Genomic DNA, 18,072 nt, shown 5'->3' on the forward strand with positions numbered 1-18,072 from the left:
AATCCTATGCTGGGACATCTGGTGAAAACGCAGATGAGTGCGTAGATCTTGCAGGATCAATGAGAATAAACTTCTCTGAGTAAAAATATGAGCATCGAACAGTTAAGAAATATAGCGATTATCGCGCACGTTGACCACGGTAAAACAACGTTGGTTGACAAACTACTTGAGCAATCAGGTACATTAGAAACACGCGGCGGTAACGAAGAGCGCGTGATGGACTCAAACGACATTGAGAAAGAGCGTGGTATTACCATTTTGGCTAAAAATACAGCCATTTCTTGGAAAGATTACCATATCAATATCGTAGATACCCCGGGACACGCCGATTTTGGTGGTGAAGTTGAACGCGTACTTTCGATGGCTGACTCAGTATTGTTACTTGTTGATGCTCAAGAAGGTCCAATGCCACAAACGCGTTTCGTAACGCAAAAAGCATTTGCGCAAGGCTTAAAGCCAATTGTAGTTATCAATAAGATTGATAAGCCAGGTGCACGTCCTGATTGGGTTATGGATCAAATCTTTGATTTATTCGATAACCTTGGCGCAACTGACGAACAGTTAGACTTTAAAGTAATCTACGCTTCAGCAATCAATGGTTGGGCTACATTAGATTTAGATGAGCCGTCTGACAACATGGAACCTATGTTCCAAATGATCGTTGACGAAGTATCACCACCAGAAGCTGATCCTGAGGGTGACTTCCAAATGCAAATCTCTCAGCTTGATTACAACTCTTATAAAGGTGTAATCGGTGTTGGTCGTATTAAGCGTGGTTCTGTTGCTCCTAACCAACAAGTGACTATTATCAGCGCTGATGGTTCTACGCGTAACGGTAAAATCGGTTCAGTACAAAGTTATTTAGGTCTTGAGCGTATCGAAACAGACCGTGGTTACGCAGGTAATATCGTAACTGTAACAGGTATTGGTGAGCTGAAAATATCAGACACAGTATGTGCGCCTAACAATGTTGAAGCACTACCTCCACTAAGTGTTGATGAGCCTACTGTAACAATGACTTTCTCTGTAAACACATCACCATTTGCAGGTAAAGAAGGTAAGTTTGTAACGTCGCGTAACATCCTTGAGCGTTTACAAAACGAGCTTGTACATAACGTTGCACTTCGTGTAGAAGAGACAGATAACCCAGATAGCTTCCGCGTATCGGGCCGTGGTGAATTACACCTTGGTATCTTAATCGAAAACATGCGTCGTGAAGGTTACGAGCTAGCTGTATCACGTCCAGAAGTAATTTTGCGTGAAGTAGACGGTGTATTAGAAGAACCGTACGAAACAGTAACAATTGACTGTGAAGAAGATCACCAAGGTTCTATTATGGAGCAAATTGGTCTTCGTAAGGGTGAGCTTACTGATATGTCTCCAGATGGTAAAGGCCGTATGCGTATGGACTTTATGATCCCAAGCCGTGGTTTAATCGGTTTCCAAACTGATTTCATGACGCTTACTTCTGGTTCTGGCCTTATGTACCACACATTCGATCATTACGGCCCTCATAAAGGCGGTACTATTGGTGCACGTAAGAACGGTGTAATGATTGCAAATGCAACAGGTAAAGCACTTACTAACGCATTATTCAACTTACAAGAGCGTGGTAAATTATTCATCGGTCACGGTGTTGAAGTTTACGAAGGTATGGTTATCGGTATTCATAGCCGTGATAACGACCTTACAGTTAACGCACTTAAAGGTAAGCAGCTTACTAACGTTCGTGCATCTGGTACAGATGAAGCACAAACACTTACGCCACCATTGAACTACACACTTGAGCAAGCGCTTGAGTTCATCGATGATGACGAGTTAGTAGAAGTAACACCTGAGAACATTCGTATTCGTAAACGTCACTTAACTGAAAGTGAGCGTAAGCGTGCGGGTCGTGCTGCTAAAGCTTAATAGTTTTTAGAATAAGCATAATAAAAGCCGCTGTATTGCAAAATACAGCGGCTTTTTTGTTTTTAAAGTAGAGAAGCTTGCAGTTTTTAGTTGTTAGTATAGCGCTCTAAAAGCGCAGCGCCTCTCCTCTTTATGAACAACTCACTTAAGAAATATTTGCACAAAGAGAAGGGAGCGAGCAGTAAAAGAGTTAGTGCTAAAACAATCGATAACCAAAGTACCTGTAATTCTTGGTAGAGTGTTTTTCGTTGGGTTTCGCTGCGCTCAACCCAACCTACGTCTCAACTATTTATTAGTGGTTATTTTTTGTCGGTAGAGTGCTTTTTTCAAATACGTCAGTGTTTATTGTCCGTTCTATAGTGAAACTGGCACAATGTATTTACCTCTAAAAGCGCAGCGCCTCTTCTCCTCTTTGTGAATAATTCACTTAAAAATATTTTCACAAAGAGAAGGGAGTGAGCAGTAAAAGAGTCAGTGCTAAAACAATCGATAACCAAAGTACCTGTAATTGTTGCTAGGATATTTTTTATTGGATTTCGCTGTGCTCGACCCAACCTTTTCAATTATGGTATTAATGGTTAATTACTTTTAGGCAGCAGGGTGATTTTGCCAAATACGTCTGCATCTATAAACCCACGGTTTCTGTCGCCATTAACTGGTTTTACTTCGTGAGAGCCCATAAAGTGCTCGCGTGTTTCGCTGCCATCGTTATCACAATACGCGAGCATAAAACCAATCACTTTTTTTTCGCTAAGTGTAATAGGTATGTTTACCGCGCCTTCTTTATAATCGTTAGGGTAGAGCTTTATGGCAACCTCCCAGGTGATATTATATGGCGCTTGGGTATTACGCTTCCAGTTACTGATTAGGTGGTCGGTGTATAAATGGGCTTTTTTATCAGGACCGTAATCGGCGGCTTGGTTATCAAGGCCAATGTGATATGCCAACGCGGTATGGTTAAACTGGTGAATACCGCCAGAGGCGTCGCTGTCGATAAAAACTTCCAGCGCGTCGTCATCCCAATATTTTACGGTGGGATCTGGGTGTGTATCTATCAGTACATCGTCAGTTATATCCGCTTGTAAATATAGGTAGTTTTTATCCCATAGCAGGCGGTAGCGGCCTTTAAAGTCGGCATCTGATGACGGCAATGTGCCATCCATTAAGTGAGGCATGTCATGCCACGTTACTTTATCCCATGCGCTTTCAGATACGCCATCAATGGTAATAGGGGCCGATGTGTGCTCTACATCAATGGCCATTACTGGGGCGCTTAATAAACAGCTCAATGCTAAAACATGTTTTTTCATGCGTTTCTCAAAACTTTTATTGATATAACAATCATCCTAAAGCAGTTAAGCAATGAGTTACAGTGAAATACTTTCGCCTTCGTTGAGAATATAAAGTGGCGTTTGCGTGTTCATTTCATCAGCCATATGCAATAAGCGCAGTAAGGCGGAATGGCTAGAATGGTCGCCCATTTTCCAACTTGAATTACCATAACCCCAAGGGATCATTACTTTGCAATTAAGATCTTGCGACGCGTTCAGTGCATCCTCTGGTGTGGTGTGCACATAACGATACCATTTAGGGTTCTCTTCACTGTAATACGACGCTATGGGTAATAAACATATGTCTATATCGCCATATTGTTGTTGAATGTCGCTAAAGTGCTTTGAATAACCGGTGTCGCCTGCAAAAAATAAGGTATTGCCGTTTTGCTCAAGTAGCCAGCCATTCCATAGGTCTTTATCGTTATCTTCATAAATAAACGGCACCAATACGCGGCTACTAAAGTGATGCGCTGGTAAGGCATGAACTGTTAAATCATCAAATTGTGTTTTTGCGTACCAAGCCATTTCGCTAATGTTGAATCCGCCAGTAGGGAAGTTGTCGGCCATACCAAGGGGTGCTAAATAGCGAGGTTTATTACCAAGCTTTGCAATGTCGGCTTTATTAAAGTGATCGTAATGAATATGCGAGTATATTACGGCATCTAAATTTTTAAGCTCGTTTTGTGTTAGCCAATCGCCGGGTTGTCTGTAAAACCCTGAGGCTAACCTAAAGGCTAAATCAACAGGAGAGTCAAATTGATCTTTAACAGGGTCAAACACCACATGTTGCCCACTCGGTGTGCGAACCATAAACCCAGCGTGCCCCAGCCAGCGTACAGTAAAGCCCGTATTTAAATTAATGGGGTTTTGCTCAGCAATAAATTGGCAGCTTTCGCTGTCTTTTTCGCACTGTAATTTAGGGCTAGGCGGGTAGCAGTCGGTTTCGCAGGTGGTTGGGTAGGTTTTTTTTCCAGGGTAAAGGTTATGAAAGCGCCCTTTGCGATCGCCATCTTGATGTAGCGGGGTAATGGTATTTTCCCCTGCAATCACCTCAATGTTGTTAGCTGTTTGGCAAGCGCTGAGTAATCCACATAGGAATATAAGAGCAATAGGGTTTAGTTTCATTATTGTGATCTATTATTATTTTTCTAAGAGTATAGCAACCTCCGTAGGCTAACGAGTAGTTCAAAGGTAACAAAACGTTACAACAAAAAGCCTGCAATTTAGCAGGCTTAGTAAACGGCTTTAGATTAATTAACCAGTGCTATTCATTTGCTCAATAAACTTATTTGAATCGGCAATTGATTTATTCATGTCATTCATCAGTACTTGAATGTCGCGTTTAAGGTTAGTGAACTCACCTTTAATAGCGGCAACTGCTTGTGCGTTTAAGTTATGCTTTAAGTACAGTACGTTATCTTGTAGTGATGATAATACAGGCTCCATCTTGCTCTCGGCGCTGCGCATAGAGCGCAGTAACTGACTAAATTGGCGTTGTGTGGCAGTTAATTTTTTACTGCTTTCACGCTTTAATGAGGCGCTTTTGTATTGCTCAAGCTCATCGCTCCACTCATCAAAAAGAGCTTCTGCTACGTCTTCAACTTTATTTATATTGCTCGAGACTTCATTAGCTGCCGCTAAACTCGACTCGTAATCGTCGTTAAGCTGGCTGTAGGCATCTTGTAACTCGCCGCCATCAAAATTAATCAAGGTTGTTAGGCGCTCAAGCGCTGATTGAAATTCTTCTTGCGACTCTTGTTGTGAATCTTTGGTTTCTTCTACGCGGTCAATAAGAATATCGCGCTTATGTACACCTACTTTTTCCATTGCAGAATAATAAGCTGACTGACAGCCCGATAAGGTAAGCGTAATGGCCAAAACCGAGGCGCTTAGTAAAGTTTGTTTTTTCATTTGGATCCCTATTTACCAGTAAGTGCTGTAAATTATGGTGCTGATTGTTATCATAATCAAAATTCGATTAGCACAAGTCAATTGTATGAATGATAAGCTCTCCCTTTATAAACAGCAAGCTATCTACTTTCTAAGGCAACAGCCAGGCTGGTGGATGCAGTACGTTAACCGCTGTATTGACGATCAAATTACCGTAAATGCGGGTTACCTTGCCTATGTTACTTTGCTTTCGTTAGTACCTTTAATAGCGGTGGGTGTGGCAATCTTTTCGGCCTTTCCGGGGTTTGATTCGACCCGTGTAGCCATAGAAAGCTTTTTGTTTACCAACTTTGTACCTACGTCATCTGATGTTATTAAAGAGCATATTAGCTCCTTTGCTGGCAATGCAAATCAAATGACAGCAGTAGGGATTGGCTTTTTGGCGGCAATAGCACTGCTGCTGATACGTAATGTTGATGCCACACTTAATCGCATTTGGCGTATCAAAAAAAAACGCCCGATGATGATCTCATTTGCGGTCTATTGGATGGTATTGAGTTTAGGGCCGGTACTACTGGGTGCAAGTATTGGTGTTACTTCGTATATCGTATCGCTGGTATCGTTCGCCGATCAGGGCATTCCTGGGTTTAGTGGTTTTTTATTAAAATTAGTACCTTATGGCTTTTCGATGATCGGCTTTTTAATGCTGTACACTTTGGTACCTAATACACCAGTGTCGATTAGAGCGGCATTACCGGGTGCACTTTTTGCTGCAGTGCTATTTGAGCTGACTAAGAAAGGCTTTGCGCTGTATATTAGCCACTTTCCGTCATACGAAGTAATTTATGGCGCTGTTGCCACCATCCCTATTTTATTTGTATGGGTATACTTGTCGTGGGTGGTGGTGTTATTAGGTGCTGAATTTACAGCCTGTATAAGCCCTAATCACGTACCGCAAACCCCCGAAATTGACATAGACGATGAGCCAAAAGTAAAGGAAACCAATTAAATGCAAGGCTTAATACAACGTGTAAAACACGCAAAAGTAGAAGTTAATAATCAAGTTATAGGCCAAATAGAGCAAGGTATTTTATTATTACTCGGTGTCGAAAAACCAGATGATGAGCAAGCGGCCGACAAACTTTTGCATAAGGTAAGTAATTACCGAATTTTTACCGATGAAAACGATAAAATGAACTTAAGCCTAAAAGATATAGGTGGTGAGTTACTCGTGGTGTCACAATTTACATTAGCGGCTGATACCAAAAAAGGCATGCGACCGAGTTTTTCATCAGCTGCGACACCTAGCCAAGCCAACGCGCTTTATGAGTATTTTGTTGCACAAGCTAAGACGTTGGGAATACGTGTGGCAACAGGAGAGTTTGGCGCTGATATGCAAGTAAGTTTGTGTAACGATGGGCCTGTTACCTTTAACTTATCGGTTTAACTGCCAGCTTTAGTCACAATAATAATATGATTAACAAAGCCCGCGACTTTATGCGGGCTTACTTTTACCTCAAATACAGCTAATAGTAGTTGTTGCAACTGAACTAACTGCGACTCATGTTGCGATAAAAAGTTAATAAATAGCGTACCGCCTGTATTTAGCGCATCGTATATTTTTTGATAAAAAGCCCGTTCGAATAAAAACCGCGGTGCGTCTATTTGGCTAAATAAATCAAGAATAATCCAGTCATTGTTATGTGCTTTGCTAAGTACATTTTGCGCATCATCACACTGCACATTATTGTGTTTTTTTAGCGCAAAAAAATCCCTATAGCAGGCAATTATATCGGCATTTTTTTCCACCGATGTTATGTGAGCTTGTGGGTAGGTGTGTTGCAAATAATTGCGTATAGCACCACCGCCAAGACCAAGTTCTAATACCTGATTTGGTGGTGCTAAGGTGCACCATTGCTTAGCCAAATAAGTTAAATGCGGAAATAATAGGCGCTGTGGATTGTTGAGCTCTATCACCGACTGCAACGTGTCGTTAATCAGTAGCCAGCGAAGCTGCCTTGCTTGGCGAACCTGTATGTGATCACCTGCATATTTATGCCAGTAAACAAGTTGTCCAATATCTTGGCTATGGCTAATAAAGTGGCTAGTAACTACACCCGTTAAAGGGTTTATAAAATCGCTCATGATACTAAGCATAAACCAGTAGGAGGGATGGGTAAAATAGTATTGTTGCGTTTGCTTACCAAAGTCGTATTGGCAGTGTTTAAAAGATGGAGTATGGTAATTGCCATAATAATGCCCGTGTTAAATCACTTTCGTGCCGTAGCCTTTATTATTTACGGCAAAAACAACAGGAGTATCTATGTTTCAAGTAACTACACCACAAAGCAGCGAAGACTGGCAAGCGTATTATCAATTACGTTGGGAGGTGTTACGTGCACCTTGGAATGAACCTCGTGGATCTGAGCAAGACGATATGGAACAAGACTCAGAGCATCGCTTTATAAAAAATAACGACGGTGATGTGCTTGGTGTAGCCCGTTTGCATTTTAACAACCATGAACAAGCTCAGGTACGCTATATGGCTGTTGCTGAAGGCAATCGTAATCAGCATATTGGTAGCCGCTTATTGCATGAGCTTGAAAAAATAGCCTGGACTCAAAACGCAGGTGAACTGGTATTATTTGCTCGAGAACGTGCACTTGAGTTTTATAAGCGCCACGGCTACGAGCTAAAAGAAAAAGCCCACTTAGCGTATGGCGATGTACAGCACTTTAAAATGGTTAAGCAAAAGCCAAGTGAGCCGGGCTGGTTTCGCCACCCAGATTGGACGCAAGTGCTGCAAAACATTTGGCGCGAATCTATCCCCATTAGTGATGCTATGGGAATAAAAGTAGAAAGCTATACAGATTGGCAATTTACTACTCGTGCTGATTTAGACGCAAATTTAAATCTACATAACACTATGTTTGCAGGCTCTATTTATAGTTTAGCAACGCTTACTGGATGGGGAGCAACCTATTTAGCGCTTAAAGAAGAAGGGCTTGAGGGTAATATTGTATTAGCCGATGCCAGTATCAAATACTTAAAACCACTTAATACCGAACCACGTGGTTGTGTTGATGTGCAAATATGTAAAGGTAAGCTCAGTGAGCTGGAGTCAAAAGGCAAGGTGAGTTACGTAGTACCTGTGACGATATTTGATGGCAACGACGTGGTTGCTGAGTTTGAGGGAGTGTTTGCCGTTAAAAAATAACGGCTAACATATCAATAAAAAGCCAAGCACTTGTAAAAGCGCTTGGCTTTTTAAATCGTTAATTAGAGTAAATCGGTTAGCAGAATACCCACACCAACACGCTGTATATCGGCGTTGTAATCAATTAAGCTTTCACCGTAGCCGTTAAAATACTGAGCATAACCACGTAATCGCCCCCAAAGCGGGAATGACCAATCGAGTTGGATTGCACCACGGTTATCTGAATTTAAATTATTGCGAGCCATAAAGCTAAACTCGTGGTCGTGATAACGGTAGGCGCCACCAAATTCAAAGTATCCCATGTACTTGTAAATATCTGGGTTGTCATCGCCATCGGCCTCAAGTGGATTTTCTTTTTCATCTTCAGCAATTCGATACCAAGGCTTAAAGCTAAATACAAAGCCGTTATTTTCCCAAATAAAATCGGCATAAATACGGTTCCATGAACGAGAGTTCGGTTGGCTACGGCCATTAGACTGATGCGAAATACCCACCGCAATGGCCATTTCATCGCCCCAAAGTACGTTTTCTTGGTCTAGGTAGTTTACCCAAAAAATTTCTGGCTCGTAGTTAGTTTCACGAAACGGCGATGAAATCTCTGAATTATATATTTGCCAGTATGACTGCAGTGTAAAGCCAAAAAAGATGGCTTGGTCGTCATCTGCAAAATCATCGTACAGCGGCACTTTAATAGAAAGCTGATATTTAGCTTCAAGATTATCGAGCGGCTCGCCATCTTGCTCATCGGTGAGCTCGTCAAAGCCATCAAACGGTCGATCGTTAGGGTGCGATACATACGACAGTGGTAAAATGTAGTTGCGTTTATGTGGCGTAATTACATTACGATTTTTTTTGCTTACCTCTTCGCGAGCTTTGCGTTTATCAAGTGCGGTAAGTTGTTTGTTTTCCTCAAGTGCTGAACACTTTTTTCGCAGCTCATCTAAGGTTTGCTTGCCGTCACCACCAATGACTTCGTTTAAAATACATTGTTTAACTAGTTCAATGTCATCATCTTGTTCATTTTCTTTAACTTCTTGTTGAGCAAAAGAGGGTGTGCTTAGTAAAGCCGTGAGTGCAATCCAATAACGCCAGCGCATTGTGTATTCCTTTGAGAGTAAGGTAGATTTATAAATTATAACGTGTTTTTACATATGTAACGGTGAACTTTCACTGAATTTTCACTTATTCGATTACTTTACGTTTACACCGTTATCACAGATCAAAAAAAGCGGCATATAGCCGCTTATAGTGTAAGTTAGTTAACTTACTCTCACGCAATGAGAAGGGAGAGTAATAGCGCAGTGCGCTATAACTCAAATACGTTGGTAAAAAACTTATAAAGCTCAGTACCTTGGTTTACGCTTGCCGAGGCAAAATGCAAAATAGCAATTGCATCGCAATCAAGGGTTAATGTTTGTAATGGTTGCTCACTCAAGTAGCGCTCCATACGCAAAATATGGGCAATTGGCTCGCCTGCTTTGATATGCCCACCTAGCGGGGCTACATATTCAACCATGCCGCCAATAGGCGCGTAGTAAGCAAAGTAGTCATCTAAATGACACGCATAACGGGTCATCTGCTTAGGCATGTGTGGTGCGTCTATCAATACATTTTTATGATTTAAGTAGCTTAAAATGCTGTTTGCATCGTTAAATGCTTCTTTTAAATCTATTTTTTCTTGGCTACCAAGCTCAACTGTAAAGGCCTCTACCTGTACGTTGAAGTCTCTACCTTGCGCATCAAGTGCATCACTTAGGTGCCACCATGGGCAAAAGCTGGCTTCATCCATGGCGCCATCAAAGTCGCTAGGAATAAGCAGTACGTGTTCAATATTAAAATAGCGAGCGCTGTTAGTTGCATACCTTGGGCAATATAAGTGCTTGCTTGAAATAGGCCCTGTGTGTAAATCAAGGACTATATCGGCTTGGTGCGCAAGCTTTTGCAGGTTAAGCGCAATGCGCTTACCCGTATTGAGCATATACGCTGGGCCATTGAGTTTAGTGTCTATTTCATCAATCAGGGCTTGTTTAAAGCTACTTTTTAAAGCTGCATCATCGTATTGGCTATGATCGTGTGCAAACTGGGTGACTAAATCACTGTTGTAGTGATACATGCGGTTCCAGTTAGTGCCTGTAATTGGGTCGAATCGGCCAAGCGTAAACTCACCAGACTTTTGATTACAGCCAATAGGGTTTGCATAAGGGACTAAGGTAATATCGCCTTTTAAATTAAGCTGTTTTAATTGCTCTAATAGCTGAAAAATAACCGCGTTACCTTGCACTTCAGCACCGTGCATATTGGCTTGAATATACACGCTTGGACCTGTGCCATCACCTTTTAAGCGATATACAGGAATGGTTAGCGGTAAGCCGTTTGCGACTTCCCCGACGACAATGTTATCTTGGCTGATGGGTGTTGTTATGCTCATGTTTATTACCTTAAATAGTGGCTGGCATCTTCAGCTTGGCGTATACACGTGAGCTCACCATTTTGTAAAACGTATTCAGCTGCTAGCTCATGGCATAAAAAATACGGCATGCTTTCGGTAAAACCATAGGCGCCACATTGGCTAAATACCAGCCAGTCTTGCTCGTTTAAATCGCTTGGTAGGACATGCTCGCCTAAGCAATCAAGTGCTGTACATAATGGGCCATATAAGCTCATTGCTTGTTCAGGCGCGGTTGATTCGCGTAGTAACGCCGCAGGAAAATCTTGGCTTGTAACTGCTGGGCGCAATAAGTGGTTAATGCCACCGGTTAAAATAACTTGCTGTTGACCATAGTTTTGTTTGCACTCAACGACTGGGTTGGCATAGTGGCCGCATTCGCCCACAGCATAGCGGCCAAGCTCCATCCAAAGCTCATCTACACTCGCCTCTTTTTTAATTTTAGCAAGCGCGGCTATAAGGTCATCCCACTCAAGTGTTGCATCGTTTGGTGTATATGGAATACCTAAACCGCCCCCTAAGTCTAAAATTTTCAGGTTTATATTTAAGTTATTTGCAAGGGTGGTAAGCGGTGCAATCATTTGCGACCACAGCTCGCTTAGCTTTTGTGTGCTAAGCATGTTGCCCCACTGAAAAATATGCAGGCCATCAAAATTAAGTGCTGGATAATCGCCAGTATTTAGCGCTTGCCATTCATCGCAGCCAAGCCCAAACGGAGTAAGGCTGTCGCCACCTAGTGGGTTTTTTTCACCTTCTGGCCAGCGTAATTGCACACGCAGTAATACTTGCAGCTGCGTATTTTGCAGCTGCGCTTGTTGGTTTAACCAACGCACTTGATTGAGGCTTTCGGCAACAAAAATACGCACGCCGCGCTCAATAAAGTGTTTAATTTGTTTAGGGCTCTTTGCAGGTCCTGTATTGAGCACGCGCTGCGAACTAATACCTTGTGCAAGTACTTGTTCAAGTTCACCTTTACTGGCTACGTCAAAGTTAAATCCGGCGCTATCTAAGCTTTGAATTACCTTAGAGAGCGGATTGGCTTTTACCGCATACCAAAGTTTTACATCGGTTTGCGCAACTAAACGAGCAAGGTGTGCGTTTAATTTGTCTAAGTCGTAAACAAAAAAAGGGGTATCAAGTTGCTGAGTAAGTGTATTTACGGCGGCCTTGATAGGCGTGCTCAAAAAGCTCATTATCGTAAAACCTCTTCTAGCAATAATGATGCATCGCTTTGTTCGTCACGGTATTTAACAATTAACGCACACGACATGCTCAAACCTTGCTCACGAGCCCATTCATTAGACGCTGGGCGAGAGCCTGGTATTACAATTGCGTACTCCGGAATTGGCTCGCCTTTATCAAGCTGACGCTCATTAACACAGTCGTAGACCGGAATGGTTGCAGATAAACGTACGCCTGGCGCCAGTACTGCACCTTTTTTAACAACTACGCCTTCAACAATGACACACCCCGCGCCAATAAAGGCATCGTCTTCAACTACGACTGGGCTTGCACCAATAGGCTCAAGTACACCGCCAAGTTGCACTGCGGCACTTAAATGCACATTTTTACCAACTTGAGCACACGAGCCTACTAATGCGTGGCTATCAACCATTGTACCTTCGTCGATGTATGCACCAATGTTTACGTACGCTGGGGGCATAATAATGGTGCCTTTAGCTACGTATGCACCACGGCGAACACTGGTGCCACCTGGTACCATACGTACGCCATCTTCCGCGCTAAACTCTTGCGGTGCAAGGTTGTGTTTATCTACAAAACCACCTGCAAACTCAGTGTTTGTGCCATTTTTAAAGGCTTCTAAAATGCCTTGTTTTACTTCTACGTTAGCTTCCCATTGGCCGCTTTCGTTTTGTGATGCTGCGCGAACAGCGCCCGATTCTAAATTATTTAGTAGTTCTAACCAGCTCATTATAAAAACCTGTATTTAATGCCAAGATAAAATGGTGTCGTTTGCAGTGGTAATGCAATCGGTTTGCGTTAACTCATGATGCGTTAAAGGAGGACGCAACAGTGGGCTACTTAAGCGGCCTTGCTGGTGCATTAATACTTTAACGGGAATAGGGTTTGCTACAGCAAATAGGCTATTAATAGCGCTTGTCCACTGAGCAAATAAATTGGGGTGTTGACCGCTTAGGCTGCGCTTTACAAATTCGTGTGTTTGCAAGGGCCACGCGTTTGCTGCAACCGAGACTAAGCCTTTTGCACCAGCTTGGGCAAAGTAGGGCATCAGTGCATCATCGCCGCTATATAGCGCTAAATTAGGCGCGGCTTGTCGGTATGCTTCAAATTGGGTTATGTTGCCACTGGCTTCTTTTAAGGCCCACAGTTTTGGGTGCGCTTTTAAGTTTTCAATGGCTTCGATAGGAATACTTACACCGCTGCGCCCAGGTACGTTGTACAACATACACGGATGCGCGCTTTCGTTTAATAAGCTTTCGTACCAATGTGTTTGACCTACAGCCCCTGGCTTAGCATAAAGCGGCGAGCCTAATAAATAGCTGTGAATAGGTAATTGGTTACAGTAGCTAACCCATTCTTTTTGTTGGGCTAAATTACTACCGCCCACGGCAACCATCAGTGGTACACTGGGTTTTAATTGGCACACGTGCTCAACAATGCCTTGCTGCTCTTTAAGTGTTAGCGCTAAGCCTTCACCTGTGCTACCGAGCAATAAAATACCGTTGTGCGCTGCTTCTTGTTCGCTAACAAGAGCGGTGAGCGTGTCGTAGTCAACATTACCTTGTTGATCAAACGGCGTAACAAGCGCTGTCCACAGTGCGTAGTCGTCTAAATTGAAGTTGTTGATCATCTCTTACGAACCTATAAGGTGTTCGAGATATTAAGGAGGCTTTATGATGTGAGCCGCATTAACGTCGTTCGAACAGTATTCGAAGAGCGAATGGGCTTAAAATAATAGGGCGCACGGCCTTATTATTTAAGACCAGAAGCTCTCCACCAAACTAATAAGCTGTTTTAAAACAGCTATTGGTGACAGTCGCTAGGATTCAACCTAGTCGCCCGAAGTAATTGCCTCGCAAAAGCGTTTACCTCTCGGCGGTATTCCCCTCACGTATGCTCATTGGAGTTTGCGCTCCTAACATACGCTACCTGAATAACGCACCTCTTCTAGCCCTTTGTATTTCATGTAAACGCAAGAGGTTTAACAAAATACAATTTAAATAGGGTAATTGCGGCGATTAAAACATTTTAGCCGTCTAGGTGTCAAGCTGCTAAATATTGATTAGCTCATCGAAAATGTGGGTGGTTACGTATTGGCTGCTTTTCTCGTACACTAACCCTATGAGCAGCGAGGTATTTAATAAGTATGGAAAAATTTAGCGATATTTATCAGCGAGCGGTAGAGCGAAAAGGCTCTGAAAAAATGCTTAAGTTATTACTCGCAAAACCCTTATCTAAAAAAGCATTAAACACATTAAGTGACGACGACTGGCTTGAAGAATTTACCCGAAAAGTTTTTCAAAGTGGCTTTTATTGGTCGGTAATAAACAGCAAATGGCCTGGCTTTAGAGAGGTTTTTTGGCAGTTTAGTGTTGATAAATTATTAATGATGCCACCTGATATGCTAGAGCAAAAAGCAACCGATGAGCGCATTATTCGTAATTATAAAAAAGTAAAAACGATTCCTGAAAATGCTTACATGATCCACGAAGTGGCCCAAGAGCATGGCAGTTTTAGCAAATTTATTGCTGACTGGCCAAGCGATGACATTATTGGCTTATGGGCGTATTTAAAAAAGCACGGTGCTCGTTTAGGGGGCAATACTGGCCCGTATGCTTTAAGAGCGCTGGGTAAAGATACATTTTTGCTTTCGCGAGATGTAGAAAGTTACCTTCGAGCGCATAAAGTTATAGATGGCGGCCTGCAAACTAAAAAATCACTCACTGCGGCACAAGCATTTTTTAACGAAATGCAAAAGCAAAGTGGTTTAAGCCTGCAAGAGCTGAGTTTAATTGTGGCTTACAGTGTAGGTGAGAACCGTGTAGGCATAAGCCAACAGACAGAGGACTAACCATGAAACTAGTGCCAAGATACACAAACATAGCAGATAACTTCGCGATAGAAGATCAACCATCAAGCGTAGCTGCCCCGCAATTATTTTTGTGGAACGAAGCGTTGGCACAGCAGTTTAATCTAGATGTTGAGCCACAGCTGCGCGCCAGTACCTTTGCAGGCAACGAACCACAACCAGTAAATGCTGTAGCGCTTGGATATTCTGGACACCAGTTCGGGCATTTTTCGCCACGCTTAGGTGACGGGCGAGCGCACTTACTGGGTGCTATCAGCGATGGTAAAAATCAGCTGTGGGATATTCAGTTAAAAGGCTCAGGCGCTACCCCGTTTTCTAGAGGTGGTGATGGCCGATGCGCGCTCGGCCCCGCTATTCGCGAGTATATTATGAGCGAGGCTATGCACGGCTTAGGAGTTAAAACTACGCGTTGTTTGGCTGTGGTAGGCACTGGCGAAGTTGTTTATCGTAATCCGCCGCAACCTGGCGCAATTGTTACCCGTTTAGCAAGTAGCCATATTCGGGTTGGCTCGTTTCAATATTTAGCAACTCAAGGTGAAATAGAGGGGTTAAAAAAGTTAGCTGATATGGCTATTGAGCGTCATTACCCAAGTATTCAATCAACAGGCGCACAACGTTATTTAGACTTTTTAGCAGCCGTTATAAATAGTCAGCTAGCGCTGGTTATTAGCTGGATGCGTGTGGGTTTTATTCATGGCGTTATGAATACTGATAATACCTTAATAAGCGGCGAAACTATCGACTACGGCCCGTGTGCAATGATGAATAGCTTTGATTTTGATACTGTGTTTAGCTCAATTGATAAGCAAGGTCGTTATGCTTATGGTAATCAACCTAACATAGCGAGCTGGAACTGCGCACGATTAGCTGAGAGCCTAATACCGCTTATTAATGATGACGACGAGCAAGCTGTAAGCTTAATGACGCCGCTAATTAATCAGTTTTCGTCGTTATTTAACGAGCGGTACAATCAAATGTGGGCGCAAAAACTGGGCTTAGCAGGTCATAACGAAGATGATGTTGAACTTGTAAGTAAGTTATTATTGTTATTTCAAGAGCACAAGCTCGATTACACCAACACCTTTGATGCCCTAACTGAGTCACTAAATGGTGGCAAAGTGCCTGATGAATTAATGCAATGGGCCCAGTTATGGCAAAAAAGATGTGATGAAAACAGCTATAACCTAATGAGAGCGGCTAACCCAAGGGTTATACCGCGTAATCACATCGTCGAAGAAATACTTGCGCAATACAATCAACATGGCGAGAGCGAGCTGTTGAGTGACTTCTTAACAGTGATGAGCAACCCATATGATAAAACAGCTAATTTAGCCCGCTTTCAAGAGACAGGTGAAGATGACAAGAGCTACCAAACTTTTTGCGGTACTTAAGTATTGTAATTAATTGTAAGTTTTTGATTATAAATAGTCATTTTTACATAATCCAGTGTACAATGATTGAGCAGTTATACACTCGGTGGTATTGTGCACGTTCATAAAAAGTAACTATTTATAAAATACTATTATTTATTGATTGTAGATTAGGTAAAAATTTTTACTTAACCTACAATTGGTGGTTGGAATGCCTGTAGATCGTTGAAAAAATTTATAAACTTTATTTTTCGTTAAGTATCGATTAACAAAAGCTCGGGTAGTGTGTACAAAACTGGTTGAGCTAGTACTGATTAGCTACAATTTTCTAAGTTGTTAAAATGGGAAGAAAACAATGAAATTAAAATCACTTACAATTGCAATTGCGTTAGCTGCAACTAGCGCGTCTACATTCGCTGCCGATAAAGAAGAAGGTTTCTACATTGGTGCATTTGGTGACTACTATGATGCGTCGTGGGAAAACATGCGCGCTCAAGCTGGCCTTGATGTAAATGAATCTACTGGCTGGGGTGTAGAAGCAGGCTACCGTTTTAGCGATTACTGGAGCGCACGCCTTGAGTATGCTGACATGGACTTTAATGCTTTCGATAAAGCTGCGGGCAACCGAAATAATATCGACGGCGAGCGTTACGGTATTGATGCGCTTTACCACTTAGATGGCGGTCCTTTCTACGGCTTGTTCGGTATTAAAGAAATGGACGTAGTAGATGACAATACATTTTTAAACGCAGGTGTGGGTTACCAACACTTTATTACCGATGGCTTTTTTGTAAACGCTGAAACTGCGGTATATCAAGGTCTTGATAAAGGTTACACAGATGTAGGTGCTAAAATTGGTATCAACTATTTATTTGGCCAAAACTCTATGCCAGCACAGCCTGTAGAGCCGGCTCCTACAACCGTTGTAGAAGTACCGGTAGAACCTAAAGATAGCGATAACGACAATATCTTAGATAAAGATGACAAGTGTCCTAACACACCGATGACTGATGCAGTTGACGGTGACGGTTGTACTTTATACGAAGATCGTGAAGTAACAACAAGCCTTTTAGTTACTTTCCCGCATGACTCAGCAGAAGTTGGCCAACGTTACTTTGATGACATTGCATCTGTTTCTGCGTTCTTAAAAGAGCATGAAGACACTACTGTACTACTTGAAGGTCATGCCTCAGCGGTAGGTAATGCTAACTACAACAAGATGCTTTCTAAAAAGCGTGCAGATGACGTTGCTAAAGAGCTAATTAAAGATGGTATCGCTGAAGATCGCATTACGACTGTCGGTTTAGGTGAAGAACGCCTTAAAAACCCAGCTAACACGAAAGAAGCTCACGCTGAAAACCGTCGTGTAGAAGCACATGTAAAATCTATTGAACGTGTAAAAGTTAAGCGTTAATAGTTACTTACTTTATTTTAAAAAACCCAGCTTAGAGCTGGGTTTTTTTATGCCTTTAGAACAGCATGCGCAGTATTATACCAATAAGCAATAATACTTAATTTGCAAGGCTAAATGAGCCGCTACCGGCGTTAAATAACATCAATTCAACAGCGAATTTAATAAAGCAAGTTGGTATAAACTCGTATTAGTAGGTAAACGGGTTTAAACAAGAATGATTATTACTTAACAAACATTCACGAAAATAGAATTTGCGCTTACCACTATTCATAATATTTATAGTCGGTATAATCAGTTGCTTAGCTGGATGGATTTTCATCTATACATAAAAGCTTTATAATCCCGCGTTAGAATACTATAAGTATTGGGTTACTTTTTTTGCGCATGAGGCGCTACCGAATACTTTCACGTCACCAAG

16 protein-coding genes and 1 riboswitch are annotated in these 18,072 nt (G+C 42.2%); of the genes, 7 read left to right on the top strand and 9 right to left on the bottom strand.

Annotated elements, in window-relative coordinates:
* Positions 1 to 87 precede the first annotated feature (87 nt).
* On the top strand, positions 88 to 1,911 hold the full coding sequence (gene typA / locus AABI99_RS01615; RefSeq protein WP_338362892.1) for a translational GTPase TypA: 1,824 nt from the start codon (positions 88 to 90) through the stop codon (positions 1,909 to 1,911).
* 578 nt (positions 1,912 to 2,489) lie between these two features.
* Here the strand turns inward: typA and AABI99_RS01620 are convergent.
* The 3 genes from AABI99_RS01620 to AABI99_RS01630 all read right to left on the bottom strand — a co-directional run bounded on the left by AABI99_RS01620 (position 2,490) and on the right by AABI99_RS01630 (position 5,156).
* The gene (locus AABI99_RS01620) at positions 2,490 to 3,221 is read right to left on the bottom strand and encodes a CBM9 family sugar-binding protein (RefSeq protein WP_338362893.1); all 732 of its coding nucleotides are present in this window, start codon (positions 3,219 to 3,221) and stop codon (positions 2,490 to 2,492) included.
* 57 nt (positions 3,222 to 3,278) lie between these two features.
* Positions 3,279 to 4,370 (bottom strand): MBL fold metallo-hydrolase, encoded by a 1,092-nt coding sequence (locus AABI99_RS01625; RefSeq protein ID WP_338362894.1) that lies wholly within the window; start codon positions 4,368 to 4,370, stop codon positions 3,279 to 3,281.
* A 129-nt stretch (positions 4,371 to 4,499) separates the two neighbouring features.
* Positions 4,500 to 5,156: a DUF2959 domain-containing protein gene (locus AABI99_RS01630; protein ID WP_338362895.1), complete on the bottom strand. Its 657-nt coding sequence runs from the start codon at positions 5,154 to 5,156 to the stop codon at positions 4,500 to 4,502.
* Positions 5,157 to 5,241: 85 nt separating this feature from the next.
* Between AABI99_RS01630 and AABI99_RS01635 the strand changes: the two genes are divergently transcribed.
* The gene (locus AABI99_RS01635) at positions 5,242 to 6,144 is read left to right on the top strand and encodes a virulence factor BrkB family protein (RefSeq protein ID WP_338362896.1); all 903 of its coding nucleotides are present in this window, start codon (positions 5,242 to 5,244) and stop codon (positions 6,142 to 6,144) included.
* Positions 6,145 to 6,582 (top strand): D-aminoacyl-tRNA deacylase, encoded by a 438-nt coding sequence (gene dtd, locus AABI99_RS01640; RefSeq protein WP_338362897.1) that lies wholly within the window; start codon positions 6,145 to 6,147, stop codon positions 6,580 to 6,582.
* Here dtd and AABI99_RS01645 read toward each other — a convergent pair.
* Positions 6,579 to 7,292 carry a fused MFS/spermidine synthase gene (locus AABI99_RS01645; RefSeq protein ID WP_338362899.1) on the bottom strand — a complete coding sequence of 238 codons (714 nt, stop codon included), beginning with the start codon at positions 7,290 to 7,292 and terminating at the stop codon, positions 6,579 to 6,581. The two genes, dtd and AABI99_RS01645, sit on opposite strands and share 4 nt — an antisense overlap.
* Positions 7,293 to 7,458: 166 nt before the next feature.
* Here AABI99_RS01645 and AABI99_RS01650 point away from each other — a divergent pair, with 166 nt between their 5' ends.
* The gene (locus tag AABI99_RS01650) at positions 7,459 to 8,352 is read left to right on the top strand and encodes a bifunctional GNAT family N-acetyltransferase/hotdog fold thioesterase (RefSeq protein WP_338362901.1); all 894 of its coding nucleotides are present in this window, start codon (positions 7,459 to 7,461) and stop codon (positions 8,350 to 8,352) included.
* A gap of 62 nt (positions 8,353 to 8,414) precedes the next feature.
* Here AABI99_RS01650 and AABI99_RS01655 read toward each other — a convergent pair whose 3' ends face one another.
* The 5 genes from AABI99_RS01655 to dapA form a co-directional block, all read right to left on the bottom strand.
* A complete protein-coding gene (locus AABI99_RS01655; protein ID WP_338362902.1) occupies positions 8,415 to 9,449 on the bottom strand; it encodes a phospholipase A in 1,035 nt (344 codons plus the stop codon).
* Between the two features lie 209 nt (positions 9,450 to 9,658).
* The gene (locus AABI99_RS01660) at positions 9,659 to 10,780 is read right to left on the bottom strand and encodes a succinylglutamate desuccinylase/aspartoacylase family protein (RefSeq protein ID WP_338362903.1); all 1,122 of its coding nucleotides are present in this window, start codon (positions 10,778 to 10,780) and stop codon (positions 9,659 to 9,661) included.
* 5 nt (positions 10,781 to 10,785) lie between these two features.
* Positions 10,786 to 11,991, bottom strand: coding sequence for a PLP-dependent decarboxylase (locus AABI99_RS01665; RefSeq protein WP_338362905.1), 1,206 nt, complete (start codon positions 11,989 to 11,991; stop codon positions 10,786 to 10,788).
* The gene (locus AABI99_RS01670) at positions 11,991 to 12,731 is read right to left on the bottom strand and encodes a 2,3,4,5-tetrahydropyridine-2,6-dicarboxylate N-succinyltransferase (RefSeq protein ID WP_338362906.1); all 741 of its coding nucleotides are present in this window, start codon (positions 12,729 to 12,731) and stop codon (positions 11,991 to 11,993) included. The genes AABI99_RS01665 and AABI99_RS01670 overlap by 1 nt, the downstream gene beginning before the upstream one ends.
* Positions 12,732 to 12,746: 15 nt before the next feature.
* Entirely contained in the window at positions 12,747 to 13,631 is an 885-nt protein-coding gene (gene dapA / locus AABI99_RS01675; RefSeq protein ID WP_338362908.1) for a 4-hydroxy-tetrahydrodipicolinate synthase, read from the bottom strand.
* Positions 13,632 to 13,759: 128 nt separating this feature from the next.
* Positions 13,760 to 13,956: riboswitch (Lysine riboswitch) on the bottom strand.
* Between the two features lie 191 nt (positions 13,957 to 14,147).
* Here dapA and AABI99_RS01680 point away from each other — a divergent pair.
* From AABI99_RS01680 to AABI99_RS01690, 3 genes are all read left to right on the top strand, one after another.
* Positions 14,148 to 14,852: a DNA-3-methyladenine glycosylase I gene (locus AABI99_RS01680; RefSeq protein WP_338362909.1), complete on the top strand. Its 705-nt coding sequence runs from the start codon at positions 14,148 to 14,150 to the stop codon at positions 14,850 to 14,852.
* A 2-nt stretch (positions 14,853 to 14,854) separates the two neighbouring features.
* A complete protein-coding gene (locus AABI99_RS01685; RefSeq protein ID WP_338362910.1) occupies positions 14,855 to 16,261 on the top strand; it encodes a YdiU family protein in 1,407 nt (468 codons plus the stop codon).
* 334 nt (positions 16,262 to 16,595) lie between these two features.
* Entirely contained in the window at positions 16,596 to 17,654 is a 1,059-nt protein-coding gene (locus AABI99_RS01690; RefSeq protein ID WP_338362911.1) for an OmpA family protein, read from the top strand.
* The last annotated feature ends 418 nt before the right edge of the window (positions 17,655 to 18,072 follow it).

This window comes from uncultured Pseudoalteromonas sp. (genome assembly GCF_963922945.1).
Lineage (GTDB): Bacteria > Pseudomonadota > Gammaproteobacteria > Enterobacterales > Alteromonadaceae > Pseudoalteromonas.

Coding starts and splice junctions, on each gene's coding strand:
- typA (WP_338362892.1), top strand. CDS start 88: ATGAGCATCGAACAGTTAAGAAATATAGCGATTATCGCGCACGTTGAC.
- AABI99_RS01620 (WP_338362893.1), bottom strand. CDS start 3,221: ATGAAAAAACATGTTTTAGCATTGAGCTGTTTATTAAGCGCCCCAGTA.
- AABI99_RS01625 (WP_338362894.1), bottom strand. CDS start 4,370: ATGAAACTAAACCCTATTGCTCTTATATTCCTATGTGGATTACTCAGC.
- AABI99_RS01630 (WP_338362895.1), bottom strand. CDS start 5,156: ATGAAAAAACAAACTTTACTAAGCGCCTCGGTTTTGGCCATTACGCTT.
- AABI99_RS01635 (WP_338362896.1), top strand. CDS start 5,242: ATGAATGATAAGCTCTCCCTTTATAAACAGCAAGCTATCTACTTTCTA.
- dtd (WP_338362897.1), top strand. CDS start 6,145: ATGCAAGGCTTAATACAACGTGTAAAACACGCAAAAGTAGAAGTTAAT.
- AABI99_RS01645 (WP_338362899.1), bottom strand. CDS start 7,292: ATGCTTAGTATCATGAGCGATTTTATAAACCCTTTAACGGGTGTAGTT.
- AABI99_RS01650 (WP_338362901.1), top strand. CDS start 7,459: ATGTTTCAAGTAACTACACCACAAAGCAGCGAAGACTGGCAAGCGTAT.
- AABI99_RS01655 (WP_338362902.1), bottom strand. CDS start 9,449: ATGCGCTGGCGTTATTGGATTGCACTCACGGCTTTACTAAGCACACCC.
- AABI99_RS01660 (WP_338362903.1), bottom strand. CDS start 10,780: ATGAGCATAACAACACCCATCAGCCAAGATAACATTGTCGTCGGGGAA.
- AABI99_RS01665 (WP_338362905.1), bottom strand. CDS start 11,991: ATGAGCTTTTTGAGCACGCCTATCAAGGCCGCCGTAAATACACTTACT.
- AABI99_RS01670 (WP_338362906.1), bottom strand. CDS start 12,731: ATGAGCTGGTTAGAACTACTAAATAATTTAGAATCGGGCGCTGTTCGC.
- dapA (WP_338362908.1), bottom strand. CDS start 13,631: ATGATCAACAACTTCAATTTAGACGACTACGCACTGTGGACAGCGCTT.
- AABI99_RS01680 (WP_338362909.1), top strand. CDS start 14,148: ATGGAAAAATTTAGCGATATTTATCAGCGAGCGGTAGAGCGAAAAGGC.
- AABI99_RS01685 (WP_338362910.1), top strand. CDS start 14,855: ATGAAACTAGTGCCAAGATACACAAACATAGCAGATAACTTCGCGATA.
- AABI99_RS01690 (WP_338362911.1), top strand. CDS start 16,596: ATGAAATTAAAATCACTTACAATTGCAATTGCGTTAGCTGCAACTAGC.